Origin of the sequence: Pseudomonas sp. MF6755, from assembly GCF_016405635.1 — a bacterium.
Classification (GTDB): Bacteria; Pseudomonadota; Gammaproteobacteria; order Pseudomonadales; family Pseudomonadaceae; genus Aquipseudomonas; species Aquipseudomonas haemolytica.
In genome coordinates, this window is the sequence record NZ_JAEKDA010000027.1 from 1 (window position 1) to 26,022 (window position 26,022).

23 protein-coding genes are annotated in these 26,022 nt (G+C 59.3%); 19 read left to right on the top strand and 4 right to left on the bottom strand.

All coding sequences use genetic code 11. The features are described from left to right. Positions 1-224 precede the first annotated feature (224 nt). Positions 225-1,445 (bottom strand): CaiB/BaiF CoA transferase family protein, encoded by a 1,221-nt coding sequence (locus JFT66_RS27405; protein WP_153837248.1) that lies wholly within the window; start codon positions 1,443-1,445, stop codon positions 225-227. 13 nt (positions 1,446-1,458) lie between these two features. Then, positions 1,459-2,640 (bottom strand): acyl-CoA dehydrogenase, encoded by a 1,182-nt coding sequence (locus JFT66_RS27410; protein ID WP_003187423.1) that lies wholly within the window; start codon positions 2,638-2,640, stop codon positions 1,459-1,461. Positions 2,641-2,797: 157 nt separating this feature from the next. Here JFT66_RS27410 and JFT66_RS27415 point away from each other — a divergent pair, with 157 nt between their 5' ends. The 19 genes from JFT66_RS27415 to JFT66_RS27505 all read left to right on the top strand — a co-directional run bounded on the left by JFT66_RS27415 (position 2,798) and on the right by JFT66_RS27505 (position 23,098). Then, positions 2,798-3,697, top strand: coding sequence for a LysR family transcriptional regulator (locus tag JFT66_RS27415; protein ID WP_153837249.1), 900 nt, complete (start codon positions 2,798-2,800; stop codon positions 3,695-3,697). Positions 3,698-4,149: 452 nt separating this feature from the next. Beyond that, the gene (locus JFT66_RS27420) at positions 4,150-5,271 is read left to right on the top strand and encodes a Re/Si-specific NAD(P)(+) transhydrogenase subunit alpha (RefSeq protein ID WP_198860503.1); all 1,122 of its coding nucleotides are present in this window, start codon (positions 4,150-4,152) and stop codon (positions 5,269-5,271) included. 15 nt (positions 5,272-5,286) lie between these two features. Beyond that, a complete protein-coding gene (locus JFT66_RS27425) occupies positions 5,287-5,610 on the top strand; it encodes an NAD(P) transhydrogenase subunit alpha (RefSeq protein ID WP_008439664.1) in 324 nt (107 codons plus the stop codon). Next, on the top strand, positions 5,607-7,043 hold the full coding sequence (locus tag JFT66_RS27430) for an NAD(P)(+) transhydrogenase (Re/Si-specific) subunit beta (RefSeq protein WP_153871156.1): 1,437 nt from the start codon (positions 5,607-5,609) through the stop codon (positions 7,041-7,043). Before JFT66_RS27425 ends, JFT66_RS27430 begins: the two co-directional genes overlap by 4 nt. 179 nt (positions 7,044-7,222) lie before the next feature. Further along, positions 7,223-8,716, top strand: coding sequence for an acetyl-CoA hydrolase/transferase family protein (locus JFT66_RS27435; protein WP_034116678.1), 1,494 nt, complete (start codon positions 7,223-7,225; stop codon positions 8,714-8,716). Positions 8,717-9,034: 318 nt separating this feature from the next. After that, entirely contained in the window at positions 9,035-9,250 is a 216-nt protein-coding gene (locus JFT66_RS27440) for a DUF1127 domain-containing protein (RefSeq protein WP_003187413.1), read from the top strand. A gap of 331 nt (positions 9,251-9,581) precedes the next feature. Next, positions 9,582-9,902, top strand: a complete 321-nt coding sequence (locus JFT66_RS27445; protein WP_034116677.1) for a DUF2388 domain-containing protein — start codon at positions 9,582-9,584, stop codon at positions 9,900-9,902. Between the two features lie 106 nt (positions 9,903-10,008). Next, entirely contained in the window at positions 10,009-10,317 is a 309-nt protein-coding gene (locus JFT66_RS27450; RefSeq protein WP_034116676.1) for a DUF2388 domain-containing protein, read from the top strand. Positions 10,318-10,343: 26 nt separating this feature from the next. Continuing rightward, positions 10,344-10,664: a DUF2388 domain-containing protein gene (locus JFT66_RS27455; protein ID WP_003187408.1), complete on the top strand. Its 321-nt coding sequence runs from the start codon at positions 10,344-10,346 to the stop codon at positions 10,662-10,664. Beyond that, complete coding sequence (locus JFT66_RS27460) at positions 10,661-12,622, top strand: DUF7844 domain-containing protein (RefSeq protein ID WP_198809680.1); 1,962 nt, start codon at positions 10,661-10,663, stop codon at positions 12,620-12,622. The genes JFT66_RS27455 and JFT66_RS27460 overlap by 4 nt, the downstream gene beginning before the upstream one ends. Positions 12,623-12,988: 366 nt before the next feature. Further along, entirely contained in the window at positions 12,989-14,296 is a 1,308-nt protein-coding gene (locus JFT66_RS27465) for a CitMHS family transporter (protein WP_198860504.1), read from the top strand. 68 nt (positions 14,297-14,364) lie between these two features. After that, entirely contained in the window at positions 14,365-15,132 is a 768-nt protein-coding gene (locus tag JFT66_RS27470) for a TerC family protein (RefSeq protein WP_034116672.1), read from the top strand. Positions 15,133-15,343: 211 nt separating this feature from the next. Further along, positions 15,344-17,002: a Na/Pi cotransporter family protein gene (locus JFT66_RS27475; RefSeq protein ID WP_153837251.1), complete on the top strand. Its 1,659-nt coding sequence runs from the start codon at positions 15,344-15,346 to the stop codon at positions 17,000-17,002. 58 nt (positions 17,003-17,060) lie between these two features. Further along, positions 17,061-18,446 carry a M16 family metallopeptidase gene (locus JFT66_RS27480; RefSeq protein ID WP_034116670.1) on the top strand — a complete coding sequence of 462 codons (1,386 nt, stop codon included), beginning with the start codon at positions 17,061-17,063 and terminating at the stop codon, positions 18,444-18,446. A gap of 69 nt (positions 18,447-18,515) precedes the next feature. Continuing rightward, positions 18,516-19,547: a DUF5924 family protein gene (locus JFT66_RS27485; RefSeq protein WP_198860505.1), complete on the top strand. Its 1,032-nt coding sequence runs from the start codon at positions 18,516-18,518 to the stop codon at positions 19,545-19,547. Between the two features lie 54 nt (positions 19,548-19,601). After that, the gene (locus JFT66_RS27490) at positions 19,602-20,750 is read left to right on the top strand and encodes an MlaE family ABC transporter permease (protein WP_034116668.1); all 1,149 of its coding nucleotides are present in this window, start codon (positions 19,602-19,604) and stop codon (positions 20,748-20,750) included. Beyond that, positions 20,747-21,550, top strand: a complete 804-nt coding sequence (locus JFT66_RS27495; RefSeq protein ID WP_034116667.1) for an ABC transporter ATP-binding protein — start codon at positions 20,747-20,749, stop codon at positions 21,548-21,550. The genes JFT66_RS27490 and JFT66_RS27495 overlap by 4 nt, the downstream gene beginning before the upstream one ends. A gap of 1 nt (position 21,551) precedes the next feature. Next, a complete protein-coding gene (locus JFT66_RS27500; RefSeq protein ID WP_153837255.1) occupies positions 21,552-22,490 on the top strand; it encodes an MlaD family protein in 939 nt (312 codons plus the stop codon). Further along, the gene (locus tag JFT66_RS27505) at positions 22,487-23,098 is read left to right on the top strand and encodes an ABC-type transport auxiliary lipoprotein family protein (RefSeq protein ID WP_034116665.1); all 612 of its coding nucleotides are present in this window, start codon (positions 22,487-22,489) and stop codon (positions 23,096-23,098) included. The genes JFT66_RS27500 and JFT66_RS27505 overlap by 4 nt, the downstream gene beginning before the upstream one ends. Positions 23,099-23,190: 92 nt before the next feature. Here the strand turns inward: JFT66_RS27505 and JFT66_RS27510 are convergent, their stop codons facing one another. Together JFT66_RS27510 and gltP are read right to left on the bottom strand one after the other, a co-directional pair. Then, the gene (locus JFT66_RS27510; protein ID WP_198860506.1) at positions 23,191-24,420 is read right to left on the bottom strand and encodes a nucleoside recognition domain-containing protein; all 1,230 of its coding nucleotides are present in this window, start codon (positions 24,418-24,420) and stop codon (positions 23,191-23,193) included. A 98-nt stretch (positions 24,421-24,518) separates the two neighbouring features. Further along, complete coding sequence (gltP, locus tag JFT66_RS27515; RefSeq protein ID WP_005783475.1) at positions 24,519-25,850, bottom strand: glutamate/aspartate:proton symporter GltP; 1,332 nt, start codon at positions 25,848-25,850, stop codon at positions 24,519-24,521. Between the last annotated feature and the right edge of the window lie 172 nt (positions 25,851-26,022).

A 26,022-nucleotide genomic window follows, 5' to 3' on the forward strand; every position in this document is an offset into this window, starting at 1 on the left:
CTTTCGGCTTCGATGAACTGAAGCACTTGCTGCCGAAAACCTCATAACTCATTGTTTACCAAGGAGTTTTCCGTTTCGACTGCGCCGGAAGTGGGGCGAATTATAGGCCTCCAGAATCTGCCGTCAACTCTTAATTCTACTTTTCTATCAATAAGTTAGGATTGATTAAAAAACGAGCACCTTCTAGAAGAACGCCCTGTGCACTCCTATATAGAAGGGTTAACTCAGATGACACCGGCCGCCTTCAAGGCAGCCACATTAGCTGCCCCCAACCCCAGAACTCCCTGCAACACCTGAAGCGTATGCTCCCCCAATAGAGGAGGCGCACTACGGTACTCCACGGGTGTCTTGGATAACCGTATAGGGCTGGCGACCTGAGGCACCATTCCCGCCAACGCATGAGGTAGTTCCATCGCCAGGCCGCGCGCCCTGACCTGAGGATCGGCGAACACCTGCGCCAGATCATTGATCGGCCCACACGGCACCCCCACTCGCTCCAACTGTGACACCCACTCAGCAGTCGTCTTGAAGACCGTAGCTTGGCGGATCAATGGAATCAGCACGGCACGATTGGCCACTCGCGCCCTGTTAGTTGAGAAGCGTGGGTCATCCACCCATTGCGGTTGCCCAGCGACTTCAGCGAACTTGCGAAACTGACCGTCATTACCCACCGTGAGGATGAAATCCCCATCAGCCGTAGGAAAGTCCTGGTACGGCACGATATTGGGATGAGCATTCCCAAGACGCTTAGGCGACACCCCTGTTGTCAGGTAATTCATCGCCTGATTAGCCAGGCAAGCCACCTGCACATCCAGCAGCGCCATATCGATATGCTGCCCACCGCCATCGTGATCGCGATGAGCTAGCGCGGCCAGGATCGCCACGGTCGAATAAAGCCCCGTCAGAATGTCAGTCAACGCTACGCCAACTTTCACCGGCCCCGCACCGCCATCCCCCTCTGGCCTCCCCGTCAGGCTCATGAGCCCACCCAACCCTTGGATCATGAAGTCGTAGCCAGCGCGCGCCGCATAAGGCCCTGTCTGACCAAATCCGGTGATCGAGCAGTAAATCAGCTCTGGATTGACCTCCTTGAGCGATTCATAGTCCAGCCCATACGCTGCAAGACCACCCACCTTGAAGTTCTCGATCAGGATGTCCGACTTGGCAGCCAAGTCGCGCACCAGCTTTTGCCCTTCCGGTCGAGTGAAGTCGATGGTCACCGACTCCTTATTACGGTTGGCCGCGAGGTAATACGCCGCCTCACTGGTGTTCTCGCCATCGGCACCCTTGAGGAAGGGCGGCCCCCAGGCACGCGTATCATCCCCGCTACCCGGCCTTTCGACCTTGATCACCTCAGCCCCAAGGTCTGCAAGGATCTGCCCGGACCATGGGCCCGCCAGTACTCGCGACAAATCCAGTACCCGCAGATGCGAAAGCGCGCCCATGCCCATGCTCCTATTAATAGAACGCCTGAAGACCGGTTTGCGCACGCCCCAGAATCAAGGCATGCACGTCATGAGTCCCTTCATAGGTATTGACCACCTCCAGGTTGACCAGATGGCGCGCCACCCCGAACTCGTCGGAGATACCATTGCCACCCAGCATGTCCCGGGCCATACGCGCGATGTCCAAGGACTTGCCACACGAGTTACGCTTCATGATCGAGGTAATCTCAACCGCAGCCGTACCCTCATCCTTCATCCGCCCCAAGCGCAGGCAACCTTGCAGGGCGAGGGTAATCTCAGTCTGCATGTCGGCCAGCTTTTTCTGGATCAACTGGGTGGCAGCCAACGGACGACCAAACTGTTGACGATCCAGCGTGTATTGGCGTGCGGTATGCCAGCAGAACTCCGCGGCCCCAAGCGCGCCCCAGGAAATGCCGTACCGCGCCGAATTAAGGCAGGTAAAAGGGCCTTTCAAGCCACGTACATCCGGGAAAATATTCTCTTCCGGCACAAATACGTTATCCATGACGATTTCACCGGTAATGGAAGCCCGCAAGCCTACCTTGCCGTGAATCGCCGGAGCGCTGAGACCCTTCCAACCTTTTTCCAGGACAAAACCACGGATGTCACCCGCATCGTCTTTGCCCCATACCACAAACACATCCGCGATCGGACTGTTGGTGATCCACATCTTCGCGCCGGTCAGGCTATAGCCGCCATCCACTTTGCGCGCCCGGGTGATCATCGCGCCCGGGTCGGAGCCATGGTTTGGCTCAGTCAGGCCGAAACAGCCGATCCATTCGCCAGAAGCCAGCTTCGGCAGGTATTTCTGCTTCTGTGCCTCAGTGCCAAACTCATTGATCGGCACCATGACCAGTGACGACTGCACACTCATCATCGAGCGATAGCCGGAGTCAACACGCTCCACTTCACGCGCAATCAGCCCGTAACTGACGTAGTTCAAGCCACTGCCACCGTACTGCTCGGGAATCATTGCGCCCAGCAAACCGGTTTCACCCATCTCACGGAAGATCGCAGGGTCAGTCTTTTCATGACGGAAGGCTTCGAGCACACGCGGGGCCAGCTTGTCCTGAGCAAATTGCTCGGCACTGTCACGCACCATGCGCTCTTCTTCGGTGAGCTGCTGATCCAGCAGCAGTGGATCGATCCAGTTGAAGCTTGCCTTACCAGCCATGAATAAGTCCTCGCGGAAAAATCAGAAGTCGTGGGTGCAGACTAGGCCGGGTCAGCGCAGAGGGCAAACGAGGTTTCTGCATAGGCTTGTGCTAATTTCTCACTTCGTAACACTCAATAAGGCCAAAAAAAGCGCCTTATCTGTGAGGACAATGTACATGCGTAGAAAAATCCCCAGTACCACCGCACTTATTAGCTTTGAAGCAGCGGCCCGTCACGAGAGCTTTACCAAGGCGGCGCAGGAGCTTTCCATCACACAGGGCGCCATCTGCCGACAGATCGCCAGCCTTGAGGAGTTTTTGAGTGTCGAACTGTTTCGCCGCTCTCGCCGCGGGGTCAAGCTGACGGAGGCAGGGCTGTCTTATAGCCGCAGAGTTGCAACACAACTGGATGCCGTGGAGCGCGACACCTTGTCAGTCATGGGCCAGCAGGGCGCCAACGTCATCGAACTGGCAGTGGTGCCTACCTTCGGCACACAGTGGCTGATCCCGCGCCTCAAGGATTTTCAGCACCAGCACCCGGAAGTGACGGTAAACCTCACCAACCGCACACGCCCCTTCCTGTTTGCCGACACCGAATTCGACGCGGCAATCTACTTCGGCGATGCCGACTGGTCCGGTACAGAATCCCACAGGCTGATGGGCGAAAACCCTGTCCCAGTGTGCAGTCCACGTTTACTCAATGGCCGGACGCATTTCTCCCCCCAAGAGATCGCCGAGCTGCCACTGCTGCAGCAGACAACGCGCCCTTATGCCTGGCGCCAGTGGTTCAACGCCCAACAACTGAACATCCCTCGCGACATGACAGGCCCTCGATACGAGCTATTCTCGATGTTGTCCCAAGCAGCCATGCATGACATGGGCATTGCACTGATCCCTCCCTTCCTCATCCAGCGAGAGTTGAAGGAGCGACAACTAGTCATCGCCAGCACCGAAGCGCTGAGAAGTGAAAAGGCTTATTACCTGATGATTCCCGACAAAAAGGTCGAATCAGCCTCGTTACACGCGTTCAGGGATTGGCTAGTCGACCAATCACAACGCTACAGCCCCAGTATTTAAAGGAGATCGACCTCCTGCTGACTTTGTAGTCAGCTTATTTTTTATCCTACAGATATACGTATATGTCGCATTTCAACAGACTGTACTCGTCACACAAAAATAAGGCTCAAAGCCATGATTTGCATGGCTTGTAGCGACTATTACCATGCAATATACGACTATTCACACAGACGATAGAAAAAGACCCAGTAATCGCCTACAGCCCTTTAAAGACTTGTATTTAAAGAGGTTATTTCAGGGTGTTGCGACAATCAGTCACAGGGTGACTTGTAGTTAATTTTTCGTCACCCGTCATAATCCCTTGAAGGCCGTAAAGTTCGCCTGCAAAATGCCGCGCCCCGCTGTCATTTCAGCGGGATCGTGCTGATCGGCCGCCCCAGTTACGCCACTCGCGGTGTACTGGCCTTTTTACAAAAAGATCAAAAGCAAAAAGATCATGCAGGAGATTTGACGTGCACATTGGTGTTCCTCTCGAAACCCAGACCGGTGAAACGCGGGTGGCTGCCACCCCGGAAACCATCAAGAAGCTGATCGGCCAGGGCCATAAGGTCACTGTACAAAGCGGCGCAGGCATCAACGCCAGCATCCTCGACAGTGCCTATGAAACGGCAGGCGCAACCATTGGCAGCGCCAGCGATGCGTTTGGCGCAGAGCTGATTCTCAAGGTGGTTTCCCCCAGCGACAGCGAACTGACGCTGATCAAAAGCGGCACCGTATTGGTGGGCATGCTCAATCCGTTCAGCAACGAAACCATCACCAAGCTCGCGGAGCGCGGCATCACCGCCTTCGCCCTCGAAGCCGCACCGCGCACCTCACGGGCCCAGAGCCTTGACGTGCTGTCTTCGCAAGCGAACATCGCCGGTTACAAGGCAGTGTTGCTGGCCGCCCATCACTACCCGCGCTTCATGCCGATGCTGATGACTGCCGCCGGCACCGTAAAAGCTGCGCGCGTACTGATTCTCGGCGCCGGCGTTGCGGGCCTGCAGGCTATCGCCACAGCGAAACGCCTGGGTGCGGTGATCGAAGCATCCGACGTACGTCCGGCGGTGAAAGAGCAGATCGAATCCCTCGGTGCGAAATTTGTCGACGTCCCGTACGAAACCGATGAAGAGCGTGAATGCGCCGTCGGCGTCGGCGGTTACGCACGCCCAATGCCGACCAGTTGGATGCAGCGCCAAGCCCTGGCCGTACACGAGCGCGCCAAGCAGGCCGACATCGTTATCACCACAGCGTTGATCCCGGGGCGTAAGGCTCCCACCCTGCTCAGCGCCGATACAGTGGCGCAGATGAAGCCAGGCTCAGTGGTCATCGACCTCGCCGCGGCCCAAGGCGGCAACTGCCCACTGACCGTCGCCGACCAGGTGGTGGTGGAAAACGGCGTGATCATTTGCGGCCCGACCAACCTGGCGGGCGCTGTCGCCGCCGATGCCTCGGCCTTGTATGCGCGCAACCTGCTGGACTTCCTGAAGCTGGTCTTCACCAAGGAAGGGCAGTTTGAAATCAACCTCGAAGACGACATCGTCGCCGCGTGCCTGATGTGCCGCGACGGCCAAGTCATCCGCAAAAACGCCTAAGCAGGGATTCAGACGATGGAAGAGCTTATCTCCCCCGGTATCTACAACCTGATCATCTTTGTGCTGGCAATTTATGTCGGTTACCACGTGGTCTGGAACGTAACACCCGCGCTGCACACGCCGTTGATGGCAGTGACCAATGCCATTTCCGCGATTGTCATCGTCGGCGCCATGCTGGCTGCTGCGCTGACCGTCACCCCGCTGGGCAAGACCATGGGCACACTGGCCGTGGCCCTGGCCGCAGTGAATGTATTCGGCGGCTTCCTGGTGACTCGCAGAATGCTTGAGATGTTCAAGAAGAAAGCCCCGAAAGCAAAAGAAGAGGCGCCATCGTCATGAGCATGAATCTGGTCACGACGCTCTACTTGATCGCGTCGATTTGCTTTATCCAGGCCCTTAAAGGCCTGTCGCACCCAACTACCTCGCGACGCGGCAACCTGTTCGGCATGCTCGGCATGGCGTTGGCGGTGCTGACCACCGTGGGCCTCATCTATAAGCTTGGGGCTGAGCTGGCCACCGCCGGTATCGGCTACGTGATCGTTGGCCTGCTGATCGGCGGCACTGCCGGTTCGATCATGGCCAAGCGCGTAGAAATGACCAAAATGCCCGAGCTGGTGGCGTTCATGCACAGCATGATCGGCCTGGCCGCAGTGTTTATCGCCATCGCCGCCGTGGTCGAGCCGCAGTCCCTGGGCATCGTCAAACACCTGGGCGACGCGATCCCGGCCGGTAACCGCCTGGAGCTGTTCCTCGGTGCCGCTATCGGTGCGATCACCTTTTCCGGTTCGGTGATCGCGTTCGGCAAGCTGTCGGGCAAGTACAAGTTCCGCCTGTTCCAAGGCGCACCGGTACAGTTCGGCGGGCAGCACAAACTGAACCTGGTGCTCGGCCTGGCAACACTGGGCCTGGGCCTGGCATTCATGCTCACCGGCAACCTCACTGCGTTCGCACTGATGCTGGCCTTGGCCTTCGTGCTGGGCGTGTTGATCATCATCCCGATTGGCGGCGCTGACATGCCGGTAGTCGTGTCGATGCTCAACAGCTACTCCGGCTGGGCAGCGGCGGGTATCGGCTTCTCGCTGAACAACTCGATGCTGATCATCGCCGGCTCCCTGGTGGGATCCAGCGGCGCGATCCTGTCGTACATCATGTGCAAAGCGATGAACCGCTCCTTCTTTAATGTGCTGCTCGGCGGTTTCGGCAACACGGCGGATGCAGCCGGCCCGGCGGGCTCTAAAGAAGCACGCCCGGTGAAGTCCGGCTCGGCCGACGATGCCACCTTCCTGCTGACCAACGCCGATACCGTGATCATCGTGCCGGGCTATGGCTTGGCAGTGGCACGTGCGCAACATGCGCTTAAAGAACTGACCGAGAAGCTGACCCACCGTGGCGTGACCGTGAAGTACGCGATCCACCCAGTGGCGGGGCGCATGCCTGGGCATATGAACGTACTGCTGGCCGAGGCCGAAGTGCCTTACGACCAGGTGTTCGAGATGGAAGATATCAACTCCGAGTTCGGCCAAGCCGACGTGGTGCTGGTATTGGGCGCCAATGACGTGGTCAACCCGGCCGCCAAGAACGACCCGAACTCGCCTATTGCCGGCATGCCGATCCTCGAGGCTTTCAAAGCCAAGACCATCATCGTCAACAAGCGCTCGATGGCGAGCGGCTATGCAGGCCTGGATAACGAGTTGTTCTACCTGGACAAGACCATGATGGTCTTCGGCGATGCCAAAAAGGTCATCGAAGACATGGTCAAGGCCGTCGAATAACACTGCGCCAGCGCAATACCCGAAACCCTGGCCTCCCGTAGGCTGGGGTTTTTTATTACGGGATAAAACCCGACCAAAGGCTCTAAATCGCTACCTTGCATTCGACCATGGTAGCGGGCCGAAATTTTTTGAAATCACTACACTGCCCACCTTGCTTCCGTAGCCTGAGATAACAATTCATGTACCGTGATCGTATCCGCTTGCCTTCGTTGTTGAACAAGGTCATGAGCGCGGCAGACGCCGCTGCACTGATCGAGGACGGCATGACCGTCGGCATGAGCGGCTTCACCCGAGCCGGTGAAGCCAAGGCCGTCCCCCACGCCCTGGCCGAACGCGCCAAGACTTCGCCGTTGAAAATCACCCTGATGACCGGCGCCAGCCTGGGCAATGATCTGGACAAGCAACTGACCGAAGCCGGCGTACTATCGCGACGCATGCCATTCCAGGTCGACAGCACCCTGCGCAAGGCTATCAATGCCGGCGAGGTGATGTTTATCGATCAGCACCTGTCGGAAACCGTCGAGCAGCTGCGCAACAACCAGCTCAAATTGCCCGACATTGCGGTGATTGAAGCCGTCGCAATCACTGAGCAGGGCCATATCGTGCCCACCACCTCGGTCGGCAACTCGGCCAGTTTCGCGATTTTTGCCAAACAGGTGATCGTCGAGATCAACCTGGCGCACAACCCGAACCTGGAGGGGCTGCACGACATTTACATCCCGACCTACCGGCCGACTCGCACGCCGATCCCGCTGGTGAAAGTCGACGACCGCATTGGCAGCACTGCGATTCCGATCCCGCCGGAGAAAATCGTCGCCATCGTGATCACCAACCAGGCCGACTCCGCCTCCACGGTGACGCCACCTGACAGTGACACACAAGGCATCGCCAACCACCTGATCAACTTCCTCAAGCAAGAAGTGGACGCCGGGCGCATGACCAACAAGCTCGGCCCGCTGCAAGCCGGGATCGGCAACATTGCCAACGCGGTGATGTGCGGCTTGATCGACTCGCCGTTCGAAGACCTGACCATGTATTCGGAAGTCCTGCAGGACTCGACGTTCGACCTGATCGACGCTGGCAAGCTGAGCTTCGCCTCCGGCAGCTCAATCACCTTGTCGGAGCGGCGCAATGCCGACGTGTTCGGCAACCTGGAGCATTACAAGGACAAACTTGTATTGCGCCCACAGGAAATCTCTAACCACCCTGAAGTGGTGCGTCGCCTGGGCATCATCGGGATCAACACCGCGCTGGAGTTCGATATCTACGGCAACGTCAACTCCACCCACGTGTGTGGCACGCGGATGATGAACGGTATTGGCGGTTCTGGCGATTTTGCACGCAACGCGCACCTGGCGATCTTTGTCACCAAATCGATTGCCAAGGGCGGCGCGATTTCCAGCGTGGTACCGATGGTCAGCCATGTGGACCACACCGAGCATGACGTGGACATTCTCGTCACCGAAGTGGGCCTGGCCGATTTGCGCGGGCTGGCACCGCGGGAACGTGCGCGGGTGATCATCGACAACTGTGTACATCCGGCCTATCGCGATGCGCTCAACACCTACTTCGAAACCGCCTGCGCCATCGGTGGGCACACTCCTCACATTCTGCGCGAGGCACTGAGCTGGCACATCAACCTCGAAGAAACCGGGCATATGCTCAAGGCTTGATGAATACAGATCCGAGCTGATGCAAATACAGTTTCATCAGCTCGGCGATCTAACCGTCACGCCTGTAAAAAACTGTACTGCTGTACTGGTCATTTCCTACCGAAATATCCCACATAAAACCTCAAAAACACCAAATACGCACCTTTTAGGTGCGCACAGGTACAGTTGCCCCATTTACGTACCGTACAGCCTGATTAAACAGTTAACTGGCCTCTCACAATACAGGTGAACTGTATCTAGAGAGTCTTGCACGGGAGGAGGATCATTGGCATCAGTTAAACCACTACCTAATCCCGCCACAAGCGGAAGGATGTCATCATGGAACGTACACTCAGTTCCGAACTGTTCTTCGAAGAAAAAGCTGTAAACACCCAGGCTTCCTTGCCTTTGCGCGTTCTCGCCAACCTGATGTTGTGGCAGCGCCGCATCTCCAGCCGCCATCAGTTGGCCCGCCTGGATTCGCGTCTGCTGGCTGACGCCGGTATCAGCGAAGCTCAACGCTACGAAGAGCTGAGCAAGCCGTTCTGGCGCTAATGGGCGCCCGCTGGCCCTGACCCGCCGGGTCCACCGCCAGCACCCAGATTTGTCAAAGCAAAGCCCGCCCCGGGTAACCGGAGGCGGGCTTTGTTGTTTCTGCGATATCGCCTTGAATCTTCGAGAATTTCTACAAACAGGTACAGTTTTAAAATTATAGAAAAAGATAGGTACAGCTGAATTGCAAGCTTCCGAATGGACGGGCGCAAGACTAATATCCATCCACCAAGTGGCGAACCTTGTAGAGCGTGCGTCTGATGCTCAACAGTCCCAGTCCGTTTCGCAGTGGCCGTTTCGCGCCACCTTCTTATTCGTCTACAGGAGTTACCCCATGTCCCGTCTTCGCCTGCTGTGCACTGCCGCTGTGTTGACTCTGGCTGCCAATGCCAATGCGAGCAGCTTGATCATGACCACCGACTCGATCGTCGGCGCGCTGAAAGCCACCTCCGATGCCAGTTCCGATGCTACATCCTCCCTGCGCGACAACAAGGTCGTACAGGCCGCCCGTGACGACGCCGCCAGCTTTGTCGCCAGCGAAGGCGCCATCCGTGGCGTGAAGCTGGAAAGCGCCCTGGCCCAGATCCGCCAACAAGCACCGCAACTGAACACCGCAACCGATGCACAGTTGGCACAGGCCATCCTGGCGATCTGATCGGCGGCAACCAGAAGGGAGCGCCTGCCGCTCCCGGATGCCTCGGCGCTGGCTCTCGCCGGGCCATTGCGCTAGCCTTGGCGCTCGCTTTCAGTTGTCGAGTCCCATGGTTTTTTCATACCGCCTGTTGATTGTCCCTGTACTGTTTTCCGCTTGCTGGTCACCTTTGGCTTCGGCCCTTGATGTGTCCACCCAGAGCACAGTTGTCAGCGTGTACGCCACCAGCAAGGTGACCTCTGCACCGTTCGACGACAAGTTGATATTGGCCGCCCAGGATGATGCTGCCGCTTTCATCGCCACTGACGGCCAATGGCGGGGCGCACGACTGGAGTCCGCACTGGATTATCTGCGCCGCACCCAGCCAAAACTTCATGCAAGCGACCTTGAACTGGCGCAGGCAATTCTCGTCCAATAATCATCTTTGTATTTGGAGTCACCCCAATGCGTAGCCCGTTGATCGTCGCCGCCCTCGGCCTGCTGTTTTTGGCTGATGTCGCCCAGGCGCAAACCTTGAAGGCCACCAGCAACATCGTCGTGCGAGCTTCGGCGCGCACTATTGATTTCACCTCGGACACCACCACCTCCATCCGCGACTCCAAAATCGTGCGTGAAGCACACGATGATGCCGCCAGTTTCGTCGCCACCAATGGCGAAATTCGCGGGGCGCAACTTGAAGCAGCTTTTGACACCCTGCGCACCCGCGTACCCGAAGCCCGTGATGCCAGTGATCAGACCCTCGCCGAAGCTATTCTCGCTCTGTGAGGCGAATCAACGCCTGGCTCCTGGCCGGGGCCGTGCTGCTGTGTGCAAGTGCAGCCCAGGCCAGCCTGCAACTGCGGCTCAAAGCCGATGGCCTGAGCCCGGCCGAACAGCAGGCCAGCCAGGCATTGCTCGATGAAGCACTACACGCCTTGCCGCCGCGATTTGTCGAGCAATTGGACCGGCGTATTGATGTTGGCTGGACCGATAAAATGCCCGAGAACGCCTACGGCCAGGCGTCATTGGTTTCGGAGTTGGACCTCAACCAAAACCTGCTAGCCAGCCTGACCGATGGCAGCGCCGCCACCCAAAAAACCAATCGCCCCCATGGCACTGTGCGCAGGGAAATGCTCGCCACCGTGCTGCATGAACTGACCCACATCTATGACCGTGCACGCCTTTGGCCCAAAGACGAGCGCACGCTGATCCAGCGTTGCAGCCGCCAGAACAACATTACGGGCTTGATCGGCCTGCCCGACCAATGCCGCGGCCAGAACGATCGTCGCTTCACGCTGAGCGATGACCCACGCCTGCTGGACCTTGCCGGCTGGCCACAATACGTCGGCCGTCGCGGTGAACGCGAACAGCACAACAATCAGGTGGTCCGCAGCCCGGATATCTATGAAACCACCAGCCCGCTGGAGTTCGTGGCGGTCAATATGGAGTACTTCCTCCTCGACCCCAGCTATGCCTGCCGCCGCCCCGCGTTATTCCGCTACTACGAGGAACACTTTGGCTGGGCCCCGCCGGAGCAAGATACTTGTGCCAAGACTTACCCATTCCTGAACGCCGGCAACGACTTCGCCAAGACGCCCCTGGGCCAGATCGACCCGGAACGTGTGTATGAAATTGACTACCTGCTCGCCGAAGCCAACCAAAACCTGGTGAGCCGCTGGGGCCATAGCATGTTGCGCCTGGTGATTTGCGCACCAGGTCGCCCGCGCGGCCCGGATTGTCGTCTGGACCTGGACCGGCACTTGGTGTTGTCCTACCGCGCCTTTGTCGGTGACGTACAGCTGTCGAGCTGGGATGGCCTGGTGGGTAAGTACCCATCACGGCTGTTTGTACTGCCGCTGGCGCAAGTCATCGACGAATACACCAAGACCGAATTGCGCGGCCTGGCGTCGGTGCCGCTGAAACTCAACCGCCAGGAAATCAACGACACCGTCGAACACGCCGCTGAAATGCACTGGAGCTATGACGGAAACTACTTCTTTATCTCCAACAACTGCGCGGTCGAGAGCCTGAAACTGTTGCGCAGTGGCAGCGCCAACCCGCAATTGACCGGCCTGGACAACATCACGCCTAACGGTTTGCTCGAAGTCCTCAGCGCACGCGGCCTGGCCGATACCAGCGTATTGAATGACAAGCGCGAGGCGCTGCGCCTGGGGTATCACTTCGACTCGTTCCGCGAGCGTTACCAGGCCATGTTCGATGTATTGCGCAAGCGCCTGCCGATCAAGCAGACCCAGGTCGAAGACTGGTTATCCCTCGATGCTCAGGCGCGCCGCCAGTGGTTCAGCCAGGCCGACCTGCGTACCAGTGCTGCGTTGTTGCTGCTGGAGCAGGCCAGCTATCGCAAGCAACTGATGCTTGCCCAGGACGAAGTCAAACAACGCTATCTCAACGCCCGCGAGCTGAAAAACGGCGGCATGGAGAAAGCCAACAACACACTGCAACAGATCCTCGCCAATAGCGGCTTTCTCAGTCGCCCGGCCGAGTTGCTCGACAGTGGTGGCTATGGCCTGCCGCAGCCTTCGGAAGCCAAGCGCCTGGAATCGGAGAGCGCCGAGCGCCAGAAGCAACTGCAATCATTGACCGGCGAGCTGGATAAAGAGGTGAGGGCGCTGCTCGATCCATCCCGCGCCGCCGAGATTGCCGCCTGTGAAGCCAACCTCAAACAGCTGGGTGAGCATCTGCGTACGTTGCATAAAGCAGCCGGTGGCCTCGAACTGCCCTAAATACTTAGCGGTACACAATCAAATTGTGGAGAGGGCTTACTCCCGATAGCGTCGGTGCAGTCATTATCTTCAGTGACTGATACACCGCGATCGGGAGCAAGCCCCCTCCCACATTTTTATCTGCATCAGCCTTAAGACCGTATGTCCCCAGTTTCTGCGGCGAAAGCTGGCTGAAAGCTTCCCCGTCTAGGATCGCCCCCACTGCCGGCAATAGACCGGCTGTTAACAACAACAATGGTGATTCCCGATGTCCGCTCGTACCCGCCTGTTCGCCCCGACTCCACCCGTACGCCTCGTGCCTTTCGTTCTGCGCTGACCCTCACTCGGTTCGCCATTCCCTAGCCGCGCTACGCCTGGAGTATTCCTATGCTGACTTTCCTTGGCTTTGCCATGGTCATCACGTTCATGTTCCTGATCATGACCAAGCGCCTGTCCGCGCTGATCGCCTTGATCATCGTGCCGATCCTGTTCGCGCTGTTCGGCGGCTTCGCGCCGAAGATCGGCCCGATGATGCTCGAAGGCATCACCAAGCTCGCGCCGACCGGCGTGATGCTGATGTTTGCCATCCTCTACTTTGCCCTGATGATCGACTCCGGCCTGTTCGACCCGGCCGTGCGCAAGATCCTCAAGATGGTCAAGGGCGACCCGCTGAAAGTCTCGGTCGGCACCGCCGTACTGGCCCTGGTGGTGTCCCTCGACGGTGACGGCGCCACCACCTACATGATCTGCGTCGCCGCCATGTTGCCGCTGTACCAGCGTATCGGTATGAGCCCGCGCATCATGGCCGGCCTGATCATTCTCGCCGGTGGCGTGATGAACATGACCCCCTGGGGTGGCCCGACGGCCCGCGCCGCCAGTGCGTTGCATGTGGACCCTTCCGACATCTTCGTACCGATGATCCCAGCCATGGCCGCCGGTGTCGTAGCGATCCTGGTGATTGCCTACATGTACGGCAAGCGCGAGCGTGCGCGCCTGGGTGAGTTGCACCTGCAAGGCGACGAGATCGACCACAGCGAAATCAGCGTGTCGCAGTACCCTGACGCCCGCCGTCCGAAGTTGATCTGGTTCAACGGTGCCCTGACCCTGGCGCTGATGTGCACACTGATCGCCGGCCTGCTGCCACTGCCCGTGCTGTTCATGGTGGCGTTCAGTATCGCGATGATCGTCAACTATCCCTGCCTGCAAATGCAGAAAGACCGCATCGCGGCCCACGCCGGCAGCGTACTGGCGGTAGTGGGGCTGATCTTCGCTGCGGGTATTTTCACGGGCATCCTGTCGGGTACCGGCATGGTCGACGCCATGTCCAAGAGCTTGCTGGCGGTCATCCCCGAGGCCATGGGCCCGTACCTGGCGGTGATCACCGCGTTGGTGAGCATGCCGTTCACCTTCTTCATGTCCAACGATGCGTTCTACTATGGCGTGCTGCCAGTGTTGGCCGAAGCCGCTAGCCATTACGGCATCACCGCCGTGGAAATGGCCCGCGCATCCATTGTTGGCCAACCGGTACACTTGCTCAGCCCGCTGGTACCCTCGACTTACCTGCTGGTGGCACTGGCCGGTATCGAATTCGGCGATCATCAACGCTTCACCCTCAAGTGGGCAGTGTTGGTGTGCCTGTGCATAATGTTCGCCGCACTGCTGATGGGGATTTTTCCGCTGTTCAGCACTCTATAATCCTACCGACTCACTCACCGCGCGGCGCTGCAGCTGGCGCGGTTTAACATTTGCTCAAAGGAATACACATGGAATGGCTGACCAATCCGGAAATCTGGATTGCCTTCTTCACCCTGACGGCCCTCGAGATCGTCCTGGGCATCGATAACATCATCATGATTTCGATCCTGGTCAGCCGCATGCCCAAGCATATGCAGGCGCGCACCCGGATCTTCGGCCTGGCCCTGGCCATGGTCACGCGAATCCTGTTGCTGCTGTCGATCACCTGGGTCATGCAACTGACCGCCGACCTGTTCGTGGTGTTTGACCAGGGTATTTCCGGCCGAGACCTGATCCTGTTCTTCGGCGGCTTGTTCCTGCTGTGGAAAAGCTCCCAGGAGATGTACCACGCCCTGGAAGGTGAAGACGAAACCCACGAAGAGCCGGGCGGCAAAGGTGGCAAGTTCATCTACACCATCATCCAGATCGCCATCATCGACATCGTGTTCTCCCTGGACTCGGTAATCACCGCCGTCGGCATGGTTTCCCACGTGCCGGTGATGGTCGCAGCGATCATCGTTGCGGTACTGGTGATGATGCTGGCTGCCGGCACCATCAGCGAATTCATCGACAAGCACCCGTCGCTGAAAATGCTGGCGCTGTCGTTCCTGCTGGTAGTAGGTACCGTGCTCATCGCCGAATCCTTCGGCGTGCACGTGCCAAAAGGCTACGTCTACTTCGCCATGGCGTTCTCGCTGGCGGTGGAAGCAGTGAATATCAAGATGCGCACCGCCATCGCGAAAAAGAAAAAACAGCAGGACCCTGTGAAACTGCGCAAGGACATTCCGGGTCAATAATCATGGCCCGCTGCTGAAATGGGGCGCTCGCGCCCCATTTTTTCATCTGCAAAAAACTGATTTCATGACAGTTTTGTTTCAATCCCCACTTTAGCTATGCGATGCTGGCGCAGAGCCCATTCGCCAACTACAGCTTAAGTACAAGACGTAGAACGGCACGCGGCAATTCTCATTTGCTCCTGTTGGAGCACACCCAAACGGGGGGCCGAGCATGCTGACCTTGCTCAATCTGCTTTCCGCCGTGACCCTGCTTATCTGGGGCACGCACATTGTCCGTACCGGCATCCTGCGGGTCTACGGCTCCAACTTGCGCCAAGTCATCGGGCAGAACATGTCCAAGCGCTGGCTGGCCTTTGTCGCCGGGATCCTGGTGACGGCCATGGTGCAAAGCAGCAACGCTACCGCGATGCTGGTGACGTCGTTTGTCGGCCAAGGGCTGATGAGCCTCACGCCTGCCCTGGCCACCATGCTGGGTGCCGACGTCGGTACCGCGTTGATGGCGCGCGTACTGACCTTCGACTTGTCCTGGCTGTCGCCGCTGCTGATCTTTCTCGGGGTGATTTTCTTCCTCTCGCGCAAACAGACACGGGCAGGGCAGTTGGGCCGGGTCGGTATCGGCCTCGGGCTGATCATCCTCGCACTGCAATTGATCGTCGAAGCCGCCGGGCCGATTACCCATGCCCAGGGCGTCAAAGTCATCTTCGCCTCGCTGACCGGCGATATCTTGCTGGACGCCTTGGTCGGCGCGCTGTTCGCGATGATTTCCTACTCCAGCCTTGCAGCGGTGTTGCTCACGGCAACCCTGGCTGGCGCTGGGGTGATCGGCTTGCATGTGGCAATCGGCCTGGTGATCGGCGCCAACATCGGCAGCGGTGTACTCGCGTTCCTCAGCACCAGCATGCAGAACACCGCCGGGCGCCAGGTGGCCCTGGGCAGCCTGCTGTACAAATTGATCGGCCTACTGCTGATCATTCCAGTGCTTGACCCACTCGTACTCTGGATGGACGGCCTGGACTACAGCGCCCAAGGCATGGTCATCACCTTCCACCTGCTCTACAACGTCACGCGTTGCTTGATTCTGCTGCCGACCATTGGCCCTATGGCGCGGCTATGCGCCTGGCTGCTGCCCGAGCGCGAAGAAACCAATGGCAAGGCCAAACCGCGCCATCTTGACCTGGCCGCGCTCACCACGCCGAGCCTGGCCTTGGCCAACGCCGCGCGGGAAACCCTGCGCCTGGGCGACCTGATCGACAATATGCTCACTTCGATGCAAGAGGTCCTGCGCGGCAATCAAACCGCGATCACCCAGCAAATGCGCAGCCTCAGCGATGACGTCGAGGCGCTCTACAGCGCGATCAAGCTCTACCTGGCGCAAATGCCCCGTGAAGACCTGAGTGAACAAGACAGCCGCCGCTGGGCAGAAATCATCGAGCTGTCGATCAACCTGAAACTGGCGGGCGACCTGATCGAACGCATGCTGCGCAAGGTCCAGCAGCAGAAAACCTCGCAGCGCCGGCAGTTCTCCGAAGTGGGCCTGGAAGAGCTCAGCGGCCTGCACAGCCAGTTGATCGCCAACCTGCGCCTGGGTCTGTCGGTGTTTCTCAGCGGTGATGCGGAAAGCGCCCGCCAATTGCTGCGTGAAAAACGCCGCTTTCGCGCCCAGGAACGTCGCCTGGCCCACGCCCATGTCAGCCGCCTGCAACGCAAGATTGTGCAGAGCCTGGAAACCAGCTCCTTGCACTTGGAGCTGATTGCCGACATGAAACGCTTGAACTCGTTGTTTTGCAGCAGTGCTTATGTAGTGTTGGAAACGTCCGACACCGGCGCACTCTCCGCCGAAGATATTGCCGACATCACCCATTCGCCCTGAACGTACGACGGCGAGTGAAGTCAGTTAACAATGGACCTTATTCGCCAGGAAGCTTGTTATGCGTCGCCTGTTACTCGCCTGCCTGCTCCTAGGCTCGGCACACACATTCGCCTTTGACCGCCTGCAAGTCGAGGGCTACACCTTGCCCAACGGCCTGCAACTGCTGCTCAAGCCGGGCACTGAGCGCGGGCACGTAGCCATTCGCCTGGTGGTGGGCGTGGGCCTGGATGATTTCGGTTGTGAAGACAAAGAGCTGCCGCACCTGCTTGAACACCTGCTGTTCAGCGGCATCGACGGCGGAGGGGAAGGTGACCTGGAAGACCGCATGCAAGCCCTGGGCGGCGAGTGGAACGCCTATACCAGCAACGCCGACACCACCTTCGTGATCGAGGCCCCCGCGCAAAACCAGCGCAAGGTGCTGGACCTGCTGCTGGCTATCCTCACCCGCACGCAACTGACCGACGCCCATATCAACGCCGCCAAGCAGGTAGTCGAGCGTGAAGACGGTGGCCATTACTCCCATTTGCAACGCCTGCTGGACCGCCAGGACCTCGGCCACAACGCCAGTAACCAACTGGCCGTCGAGCTGGGCCTCAAATGCGCCGAACGCGCCGAGGCCAATCACCTGACCCGCGATCAGCTGGAAGGGGTGCGCAAGCACTGGTACGCACCGAACAACATGACCTTGATCATCGTTGGCGACCTCGACAAATTGCTGCCCGCCTATCTGGAACGCACCTTCGGCCAACTCGACCCTGTGGAACCCAGCGAACATCGGCCGCTCCCGGAGATCCAGCACACCGCCGCCAGCCACCGCGACCTGATCCGCGGCTGGGTCGGCGACGGCGCCAAGCTGCACTGGCTGTTCCCCGAGCCGGTGCTGGACGACCAGCATGATGAAACCTACGACCTGCTAAAGGATTACCTCGACTGGGCGCTGTACCGGCAACTACGCCTCAAACACGGTTTGTCCTACGGCCCGTGGACTGAACGCGAAGTGCTCGGCGGCGTCGGTTTCCTGAGCCTGAATGCCGACCTCGAACGGGAAAATGTCCCTGAGGCCGAACAGGTTCTGCAAGACCTCAAGGCAAAACTGCTCAAGGACGGGCTGGACCCAACGGTATTCGCCCGCCTGCAACAAGCCGCCATTGCCCGTCAAGCCTGGGCCGTTCAGGGCAACAGTGCGTTGGCGGACTATTATTGGAGTGCCTCAGGCGACTACGCCGATGGTCATTTCAGTGACCCGGTCAAACGCATCAAAGCCGTGAGCTTGGCGCAAACCAACCAGGCCCTGCGTGAGGTGTTTAAACACTCGGGTTACTGGCGCATCGAAAAGCCGCTGCTTAGCTATGACGCGCTGACCTGGATCGGCGCGGGCGTGCTTGGCCTGATCGCCATAGTGTTGATCGCCGTTCGGCGTTATCGCCAACGGATCGTGGAATGAGGCACCGGACCCAGGGCTAAGACGTTATTCTGTCTGGGATTTTTTCCTACAAAGACTGCGAACCGCCGAATGCCTAACCTGACCCACTTAATCCAGCGCATCCTCGAACTGATGAAGCGCTACCCAGGGGTGATAGCACTCGGCGGTTTCATCTCGGGTGTGGGCAGCTTCATCCTCGTGGACCGCCAGCAGGGCATGGCCAGTTGGATCGCGGTGATCATGCTGGTGAGTTGGCTGTGGCTGATGCTGGAGAACAGCTTCACCCAGCTGTTCACCAAGGTCTTCAAGCGCGAAATCCCTGAACCGCTGCTGCGCTACGCCACCCAGATGATCCACCAGGAAAGTCTGTTTTTCGTCTTGCCATTCTTTTTCGTTACCACGGCCTGGAACAGCGGCCAATCGCTGTTCACCGGCCTGCTCGGCGCGGCGGCGCTGGTGTCGATCATCGACCCGCTGTACTACAAGTGGCTGGCACCCAAGCGCTCGCTGTTCCTGGCCCTGCACACCCTGACTTTGTTTGCCGCGTTGCTCACCGCGCTGCCGATCATCCTGCACCTGACCACTGCCCAGAGCTACAAACTGGCGCTCGGCGTTGCCATGGTCCTGTCGATCCCAAGCCTGGCCGTCAGCCTGCCGCTGCGCAGCGTCAAAGGCTGGGCAATGCTACTGGGAGTCACCGTCGCCATCGGCTGCGCCGGCTGGTTCCTGCGCAGTTGGGTGCCACCCGCCACCCTGTGGATGACCGAAGTGGCGATCAGCACCCAGCTACAAGACCGCACACCGGGCGACGATCTCAAGGAAGTCACCGCCGACCAGTTGCGCAGCGGTGGGCTGTACGCCTACACCGCGATCAACGCCCCGCGTGGGTTGGATGAGCGGATCTACCATGTGTGGAAATTCAACGGCCAGGAAGTCGACCGCATTGCCCTGGATATCCATGGTGGGCGCAAGGAGGGCTACCGCGCCTGGACCCACAAGCAGAACTTCCCGGGTGACGCCGTGGGGCGCTGGCAAGTGCAGGTACTTACCGAAGACGGGCAAGTCATCGGCGTATTGCGCTTCAAGGTGATAGACGCAGCACAAGCGGACAACCCAAAGTAGGCCCGTTCGTGCTATTACGTAGGAACTGTGGATAGCCAAACAAGCTCGGAGCTTATGACCACTCGCACGACGGCCGGCACGGCCCATCTTGATACGTCCAGCACCCCACCGTTGCTGCGGATTACCGGCGACTGGACGCTTGCCCACTACGCCAATCTGAAGAAGCTGTCGGGCACACTCGACGGCCAATACGACGCTGGCGCCCGTATTGACCTCAACGGCCTTGGCGCTCTGGATACCGCCGGTGCCTCGCTGCTGGTGGAACTGCTGGGCCCCGAGCGCATCGAGCACTCCGCCGAGCAGACCGATTGCAGCCTGCCAGCCGCCGACCGCGCACTGCTCAAGACCGTCTACCGCTCCCTGAATGATTTCTGCGTGCCGATCAAAGAGCCAGAAGAGGCCGTCGGCATTCAGGTGTTGGCACGCATCGGCCGCGCCGTGGACACCGTTTGGCAAGACGCCATGAAGCTGTTGGGCTTTATCGGCCTGATCCTCGAAACCTTCGCCCGTGGCGTACTGCGCCCCAAGCGCTGGCGCCTGACGCCCATGGTCGCGCATATCGAACAGACCGGCCTCGACGCAGCGCCTATCGTCGCCTTGCTGACCTTCCTGGTCGGCGCGGTGGTGGCGTTTCTCGGCGCTACGGTACTCAAGAGTTTCGGCGCGACGATTTTTACCGTGGACCTGGTGGCGTTCTCCTTCCTGCGAGAGTTCGGTGTATTGCTCACCGCGATCCTGATCGCCGGCCGAACCGCCAGTGCGTTCACCGCACAAATCGGTTCAATGAAAGCCAATGAAGAAATCGACGCCATCCGTACCCTGGGCCTGGACCCCATGGAGCTGTTGGTATTGCCGCGGGTTCTGGCGCTGCTGGTGGCGCTGCCAATGCTGACCTTCCTGGCGATGCTCTCGGGGATTGTCGGGGGTGGCGTGGTGTGCGCCGTGGCGCTGGATATTTCACCGGCGATGTTCCTCTCGCTGCTGCAATCGGACATTGGCGTGCAGCATTTTCTGGTGGGCATGGTGAAAGCGCCGATCTTCGCTTTCCTGATCGCGGCCATTGGCTGCCTGGAAGGCTTCAAGGTCAGCGGCAGCGCCGAGTCAGTGGGCGCGCATACCACCTCCAGCGTGGTGCAATCGATTTTTGTGGTGATCGTACTGGATGCGGTCGCCGCGATGTTTTTCATGGAGATGGGCTGGTGAGTCGTCTACACCGTGCGCCCACTGAGGCGGTGATTGAAGTACGCGGCCTGTGCAACCGCTTTGGCAGCCAGAGCGTGCACGAGAACCTCGACCTGGATTTGTACAAGGGCGAAATCCTGGCAGTGGTCGGCGGCTCCGGCAGCGGCAAGTCCGTGCTGCTGCGCAGCATCGTCGGCCTGCGTCGCCCCAGCGAAGGTGAGGTGCGGGTATTTGGCAAGAACCTGCCGAGCCTGCCTGAGCATGAACGCTCGCTGGTGGAGCGGCGCTTTGGCGTGCTGTTCCAGAAGGGCGCGCTGTTTTCCTCGCTGACCGTCACCGAAAATGTCGCCCTGCCATTGATTGAACACGCGGGCCTCAGCCGCGCCGACGCCGAGCACTTGGCGGCGGTCAAGCTGGCCCTGGCCGGGCTGCCGCTGTCGGCGGCCGACAAATACCCGGCCTCATTGTCCGGCGGCATGGTCAAGCGTGCGGCATTGGCCCGTGCGCTGGCATTGGACCCGGATATCCTGTTCCTCGACGAACCCACCGCCGGCCTCGACCCGATTGGCGCGGCGCAGTTCGACCAATTGATCCTGACCCTGCGCGATGCGTTGGGTTTGAGTGTGTTCCTGGTCACCCATGACCTCGACACGCTGTACACCATCACCGACCGCGTGGCGGTGCTGGCGCAAAAGAAAGTACTGGTGGCCGACGCCATCGATGTCGTCTCGGAAACGGACGACCCCTGGATTCATGAATATTTCCACGGCCCCCGGGGCCGCGCGGCATTGGATGCCGCTCAATCGCTCAACGAGGTATGACATGGAAACCCGAGCCCATCATGTGATGATCGGACTGTTCAGCGTAATCGTGGTGGTCGGCGCAATGCTGTTCGGCCTATGGCTGGCCAAGTCCAGCGTCGACAGCGCCTTCCGGGATTACGAGGTGGTGTTCAACGAGGCGGTCAGCGGCCTGTCCCAGGGCAGCTCGGTGCAGTACAGCGGGATCAAGGTGGGTGACGTCACCAGCCTGCGCCTGGACCCCAGCGACCCACGTCGCGTCCTCGCACGCATCCGCCTGGCCGGGCAGACGCCGATCAAGGAGGACACCCAAGCCAAGCTGGCGCTGACCGGCATCACCGGCACCTCGATCATCCAGCTCAGTGGCGGCACCCCACAGAGCCCGGAGCTCAAGGGCAAGAACGGTAACCTGCCGGAAATCATCGCGTCGCCATCGCCCATCGCACGACTGCTCAATAACAGCAACGACCTGATGACCAGCATCAACCTGCTGCTGCACAACGCCAACCACATGTTCTCCCGGGAAAACGTCGAACGCCTGAGCAACACCTTGGACAACTTGCAGCAAACCACTGGCGCCATCGCCGAGCAACGTGGCGATATCAAGGTGGTGATGCAGCAACTGATGCAGGTGAGCAAACAGGCCGGCGCCGCGCTCGAGCAAACCACCGTGCTGATGCGCAGCGCCAATGGCTTGCTCAACGAGCAAGGCAAGCAAGCCTTCGGCAGCGCCGAGCAGGCGATGAAATCCCTGGAACAAAGCACCGCCACGATCAACACCTTGCTGACCAACAATCAGGATTCGGTGAACAGCGGCATGCAGGGCCTCAACGAACTGGCGCCAGCGGTGCGCGAGCTGCGTGAAACCCTCGGCTCGCTGCGCGCCATCTCCCGCCGCCTGGAAGCCAACCCCAGCGGTTACCTGCTGGGCAGCGACAAGAACAAGGAGTTCACGCCATGAAGCGTGCTTACCAAATGATCGCCCCTGTGGCTCTGGCACTGGTCAGTGCGTGTTCAATCCTGCCCAAGCCGGACCCATCGGACGTGTACCGCCTGGTATCTGCCCAGCCAACCACTCAAGGCGCACCGGTAAGTTGGTCATTGCGGGTGAGCAAACCCCAGACCAGCGAGTTTCTCGACAGCCCACGCATTGCCGTGGTGCCGCACGGTAATTTGATCAGCAGCTATGCAAGCTCACGCTGGAGCGATCCAACCCCAGTGCTGCTACGCAATCGGTTTATAGACGGCTTCCAGCGCGATGGTCGGGTGACGCTGCTGAGTACCGATGAGACCAATCTGCAAGCCGACTATGAGCTGGGCGGGCAGTTGCAGGCGTTTCAGAGTGAGTACCGTGGCACCGCGGTGGAAGTAGTGATTCGCCTCGACGCACGGCTGGTGCGCGGGAGTGATCAGCGGATTATTGCCAGCCGGCGGTTTGAGGTCAGGCAGCCGGTGAGCGACACCAAAGTGCCGGCGGTGGTGGAAGGATTTGGGCAGGCGGGGGATCAGTTGAATAAGCAGGTGGTGGATTGGGTGGTGGCGCAGGGCAACACTGCCTCTAAACACTGATGGCCTCATCGGGAGCAAGCCCCCTCCCACATTTGACTGTGTTCACAAATCAAAATGTGAGAGGGGGCTTGCTCCCGATAGCAATCAAAGCCTCAACCAAAAAACCAGTAGCACACCGAAATAGCCGCAACGACACCGGCAAACTCCGCCAGCAATGCACAGCCAACGGCATGCCGCGCGCGCTGGATACCTACCGAACCGAAGTACACCGCCAACACATAGAACGTGGTCTCGGTACTGCCCTGAATCGTAGCCGCCACCAACGCCGGGAAGCTGTCCACCCCCTGGGTCTGCATGGTCTCGATCAGCATCGCCCGCGCCGCACTCCCTGAGAACGGCTTGACCATCGCAGTCGGCAGCGCGTCGACAAAACGCGTGTCCATACCGGTCCAGGCCACCACATGGCGAATTCCTTCCAGACCGAAGTCCAAGGCACCCGAGGCGCGCAACACGCCAACGGCACACAGCATCGCGACCAGATAGGGCAACAGGTTCTTGGCAACGTCGAAGCCCTCCTTGGCGCCTTCGACAAAGGCCTCGTACACCTGGACCTTGCGCAAGGCACCAATCACCAGGAACAGCATGATCAAGCCAAACAGCGTGAGGTTACCCAGGATAGACGACAAACCGGCCAGCGCCGTGGCGGAGAGGGTCGCCAGCAGCGCCATGAAGCCACCCAGTACTAACGCGCCAGGGATCAGATAGGCCAGCACCACCGGGTCCCACAGCCGCAGGCGCTGCATTACCGCCACCGACAGCAGGCCCACCAGGGTCGAAGCGCTGGTAGCCAGCAGGATCGGCAGGAACACCAGGGTCGGGTCGGCGGCGCCTTGCTGGGCGCGGTACATGAAGATGGTCACCGGCAACAGCGTCAGCGAGGACGCATTGAGCACCAGGAACAGAATCTGCGCGTTGCTCGCCGTATTGGGGATGGGATTGAGTTCCTGCAGCGCTTTCATGGCTTTCAGGCCAATGGGCGTGGCGGCGTTGTCCAGGCCCAGGCCGTTGGCGGCGAAGTTGAGGGTGATCAAGCCGATGGCGGGGTGGCCGGCGGGCACTTCCGGCATCAGGCGGCGAAACAGCGGGCCAAGGGCCTTGGCCAGCCAATCGACGATGCCGGCTTTTTCGGCAATACGCAAAAAGCCCAGCCATAAGGTCAGGGTACCGAACAGCAGCACCATCACTTCCACCGACAATTTGGCCATGGCGAAAATGCTTTCCACCATCGCCGCAAAAATCCCGGCGTTACCGCCCACTAGCCATTGCGCCAGTGCTGACACCATTGCCACGACAAAGAAGCCAAGCCACAGGCCATTGAGCATCAGTTAAATCCCCCGAAAGATGGGGCGAATGATAACGGGGCTGGCAGAAACGACAAACCCCGGAATTATCCGGGGTTTGCGTCAGCGCAATCGTGGCATCAGCCGCGAGTAGTCTCGCCGGCCGGCAGAGCTTCCTTGCTGCGCCAGTGCGGCAGGGAGTTCCAGTAGCGTTCGCCCTTCGCGTCGTCGTACATACCTTCCCAACGGGAGATAACCAGCACGGCCAAGGCGTTGCCGATCACGTTCAGCGCGGTACGCGCCATGTCCATCACACGGTCCACACCGGCGATAAACGCCAAGCCCTCCAGCGGGATGCCTACGCTGCCCAAGGTGGCCAGCAGTACCACGAAGGACACACCTGGCACGCCTGCGATGCCTTTGGAGGTAACCATCAGGGTCAGTACCAGCATCAGTTGCTGGCCGATCGACAGGTCGATGCCATACAGCTGGGCGATAAAGATCGCGGCGATGCTCTGGTACAGGGTCGAACCGTCGAGGTTGAATGAGTAACCGGTCGGCACCACGAAGCTGCAGATCGCCTTCGGCGCGCCGTAGGCTTCCATCTTCTCGATCACACGTGGCAGCACGGTTTCGGAGCTGGCAGTGGAGTAAGCCAGCACCAGCTCATCCTTGAAGATGCGCATCACTTTCAGGATCGAGAAGCCGAACAGGCGGGCGATCAAGCCCAGAACCGCAAAGGCGAAGAACAGGATGGCGACGTAAACCAGGATAACCAGCTTGGCCAGCGGCAGCAGGGAGGCAAAACCGAAGTTGGCGACGGTTACCGCGATCAGGGCAAACACGCCGATAGGGGCGTACTTCATGATCATGTGGGTAACTTTGAACATGCTCTCGGACACGCCCTGGAACATCGTCACCAAGGGCTCGCGCAGCTCTGGCTTGAGGCTCGACAAGCCCAGGCCGAACAACACGGAGAAGAAGATGATCGGCAGCATCTCGCCACGGGCAACCGCCGCGAAGATGTTCGATGGGATCAGGTTGAGGATGGTCTCGATGAAGGCATGTTCATGCTGCACCTCGGCGGCAGTCGCCTGGTACTTGGAGATATCGACGGTACCCAGGGTACTCATGTCGATGCCAGCGCCCGGGTGGAACAGGTTGGCCAGCAATAGGCCGACCACAATGGCGATGGTGGTGACCACTTCGAAGTAAAGAATGGTTTTGACACCGATGCGACCGAGTTTTTTCGCATCACCTACCCCGGCAATGCCGACGATCAGCGAGGAAATCACAATCGGGATCACGATCATCTTGATCAGGCGGATAAAGATATCGCCTGCCGGCTGCAACACATTGCTGATCCACCAGGCCTTTTCAGCACTGAAATGGTTGAGCACTGCACCGATTGCGATCCCCAGTACCAAACCGATGAGGATCTGCCAGGCGAGGCTTAGCTTTGCCTTCTTCATGTCATTACCCTTACTTCAAGTGGACTTAAGGCAAATGCGCCAGCTGGAACGCTCGAAAGCGAAAAAGTGTGTGCATCTGCCTCCATGGAAGGTCACCGCAGCGTGGCCGAAATGGCTTACTGGCAGGCGAAAAAAGGCGCAACTATTCCCATGCAAGGGAGCGACGTCTAAT

Excerpts from the sequence above, each read along its gene's own strand:
- JFT66_RS27465 (WP_198860504.1), top strand. The coding sequence starts at position 12,989 with ATGCTGACTTTCCTTGGCTTTGCCATGGTCATCACGTTCATGTTCCTG.
- JFT66_RS27425 (WP_008439664.1), top strand. The coding sequence starts at position 5,287 with ATGGAAGAGCTTATCTCCCCCGGTATCTACAACCTGATCATCTTTGTG.
- JFT66_RS27445 (WP_034116677.1), top strand. The coding sequence starts at position 9,582 with ATGTCCCGTCTTCGCCTGCTGTGCACTGCCGCTGTGTTGACTCTGGCT.
- JFT66_RS27480 (WP_034116670.1), top strand. The coding sequence starts at position 17,061 with ATGCGTCGCCTGTTACTCGCCTGCCTGCTCCTAGGCTCGGCACACACA.
- JFT66_RS27450 (WP_034116676.1), top strand. The coding sequence starts at position 10,009 with ATGGTTTTTTCATACCGCCTGTTGATTGTCCCTGTACTGTTTTCCGCT.
- JFT66_RS27455 (WP_003187408.1), top strand. The coding sequence starts at position 10,344 with ATGCGTAGCCCGTTGATCGTCGCCGCCCTCGGCCTGCTGTTTTTGGCT.
- JFT66_RS27485 (WP_198860505.1), top strand. The coding sequence starts at position 18,516 with ATGCCTAACCTGACCCACTTAATCCAGCGCATCCTCGAACTGATGAAG.
- JFT66_RS27505 (WP_034116665.1), top strand. The coding sequence starts at position 22,487 with ATGAAGCGTGCTTACCAAATGATCGCCCCTGTGGCTCTGGCACTGGTC.
- JFT66_RS27500 (WP_153837255.1), top strand. The coding sequence starts at position 21,552 with ATGGAAACCCGAGCCCATCATGTGATGATCGGACTGTTCAGCGTAATC.
- JFT66_RS27470 (WP_034116672.1), top strand. The coding sequence starts at position 14,365 with ATGGAATGGCTGACCAATCCGGAAATCTGGATTGCCTTCTTCACCCTG.
- JFT66_RS27410 (WP_003187423.1), bottom strand. The coding sequence starts at position 2,640 with ATGGCTGGTAAGGCAAGCTTCAACTGGATCGATCCACTGCTGCTGGAT.
- JFT66_RS27405 (WP_153837248.1), bottom strand. The coding sequence starts at position 1,445 with ATGGGCGCGCTTTCGCATCTGCGGGTACTGGATTTGTCGCGAGTACTG.
- JFT66_RS27440 (WP_003187413.1), top strand. The coding sequence starts at position 9,035 with ATGGAACGTACACTCAGTTCCGAACTGTTCTTCGAAGAAAAAGCTGTA.
- JFT66_RS27415 (WP_153837249.1), top strand. The coding sequence starts at position 2,798 with ATGCGTAGAAAAATCCCCAGTACCACCGCACTTATTAGCTTTGAAGCA.
- JFT66_RS27430 (WP_153871156.1), top strand. The coding sequence starts at position 5,607 with ATGAGCATGAATCTGGTCACGACGCTCTACTTGATCGCGTCGATTTGC.
- JFT66_RS27475 (WP_153837251.1), top strand. The coding sequence starts at position 15,344 with ATGCTGACCTTGCTCAATCTGCTTTCCGCCGTGACCCTGCTTATCTGG.
- JFT66_RS27435 (WP_034116678.1), top strand. The coding sequence starts at position 7,223 with ATGTACCGTGATCGTATCCGCTTGCCTTCGTTGTTGAACAAGGTCATG.
- JFT66_RS27510 (WP_198860506.1), bottom strand. The coding sequence starts at position 24,420 with ATGCTCAATGGCCTGTGGCTTGGCTTCTTTGTCGTGGCAATGGTGTCA.
- JFT66_RS27490 (WP_034116668.1), top strand. The coding sequence starts at position 19,602 with ATGACCACTCGCACGACGGCCGGCACGGCCCATCTTGATACGTCCAGC.
- gltP (WP_005783475.1), bottom strand. The coding sequence starts at position 25,850 with ATGAAGAAGGCAAAGCTAAGCCTCGCCTGGCAGATCCTCATCGGTTTG.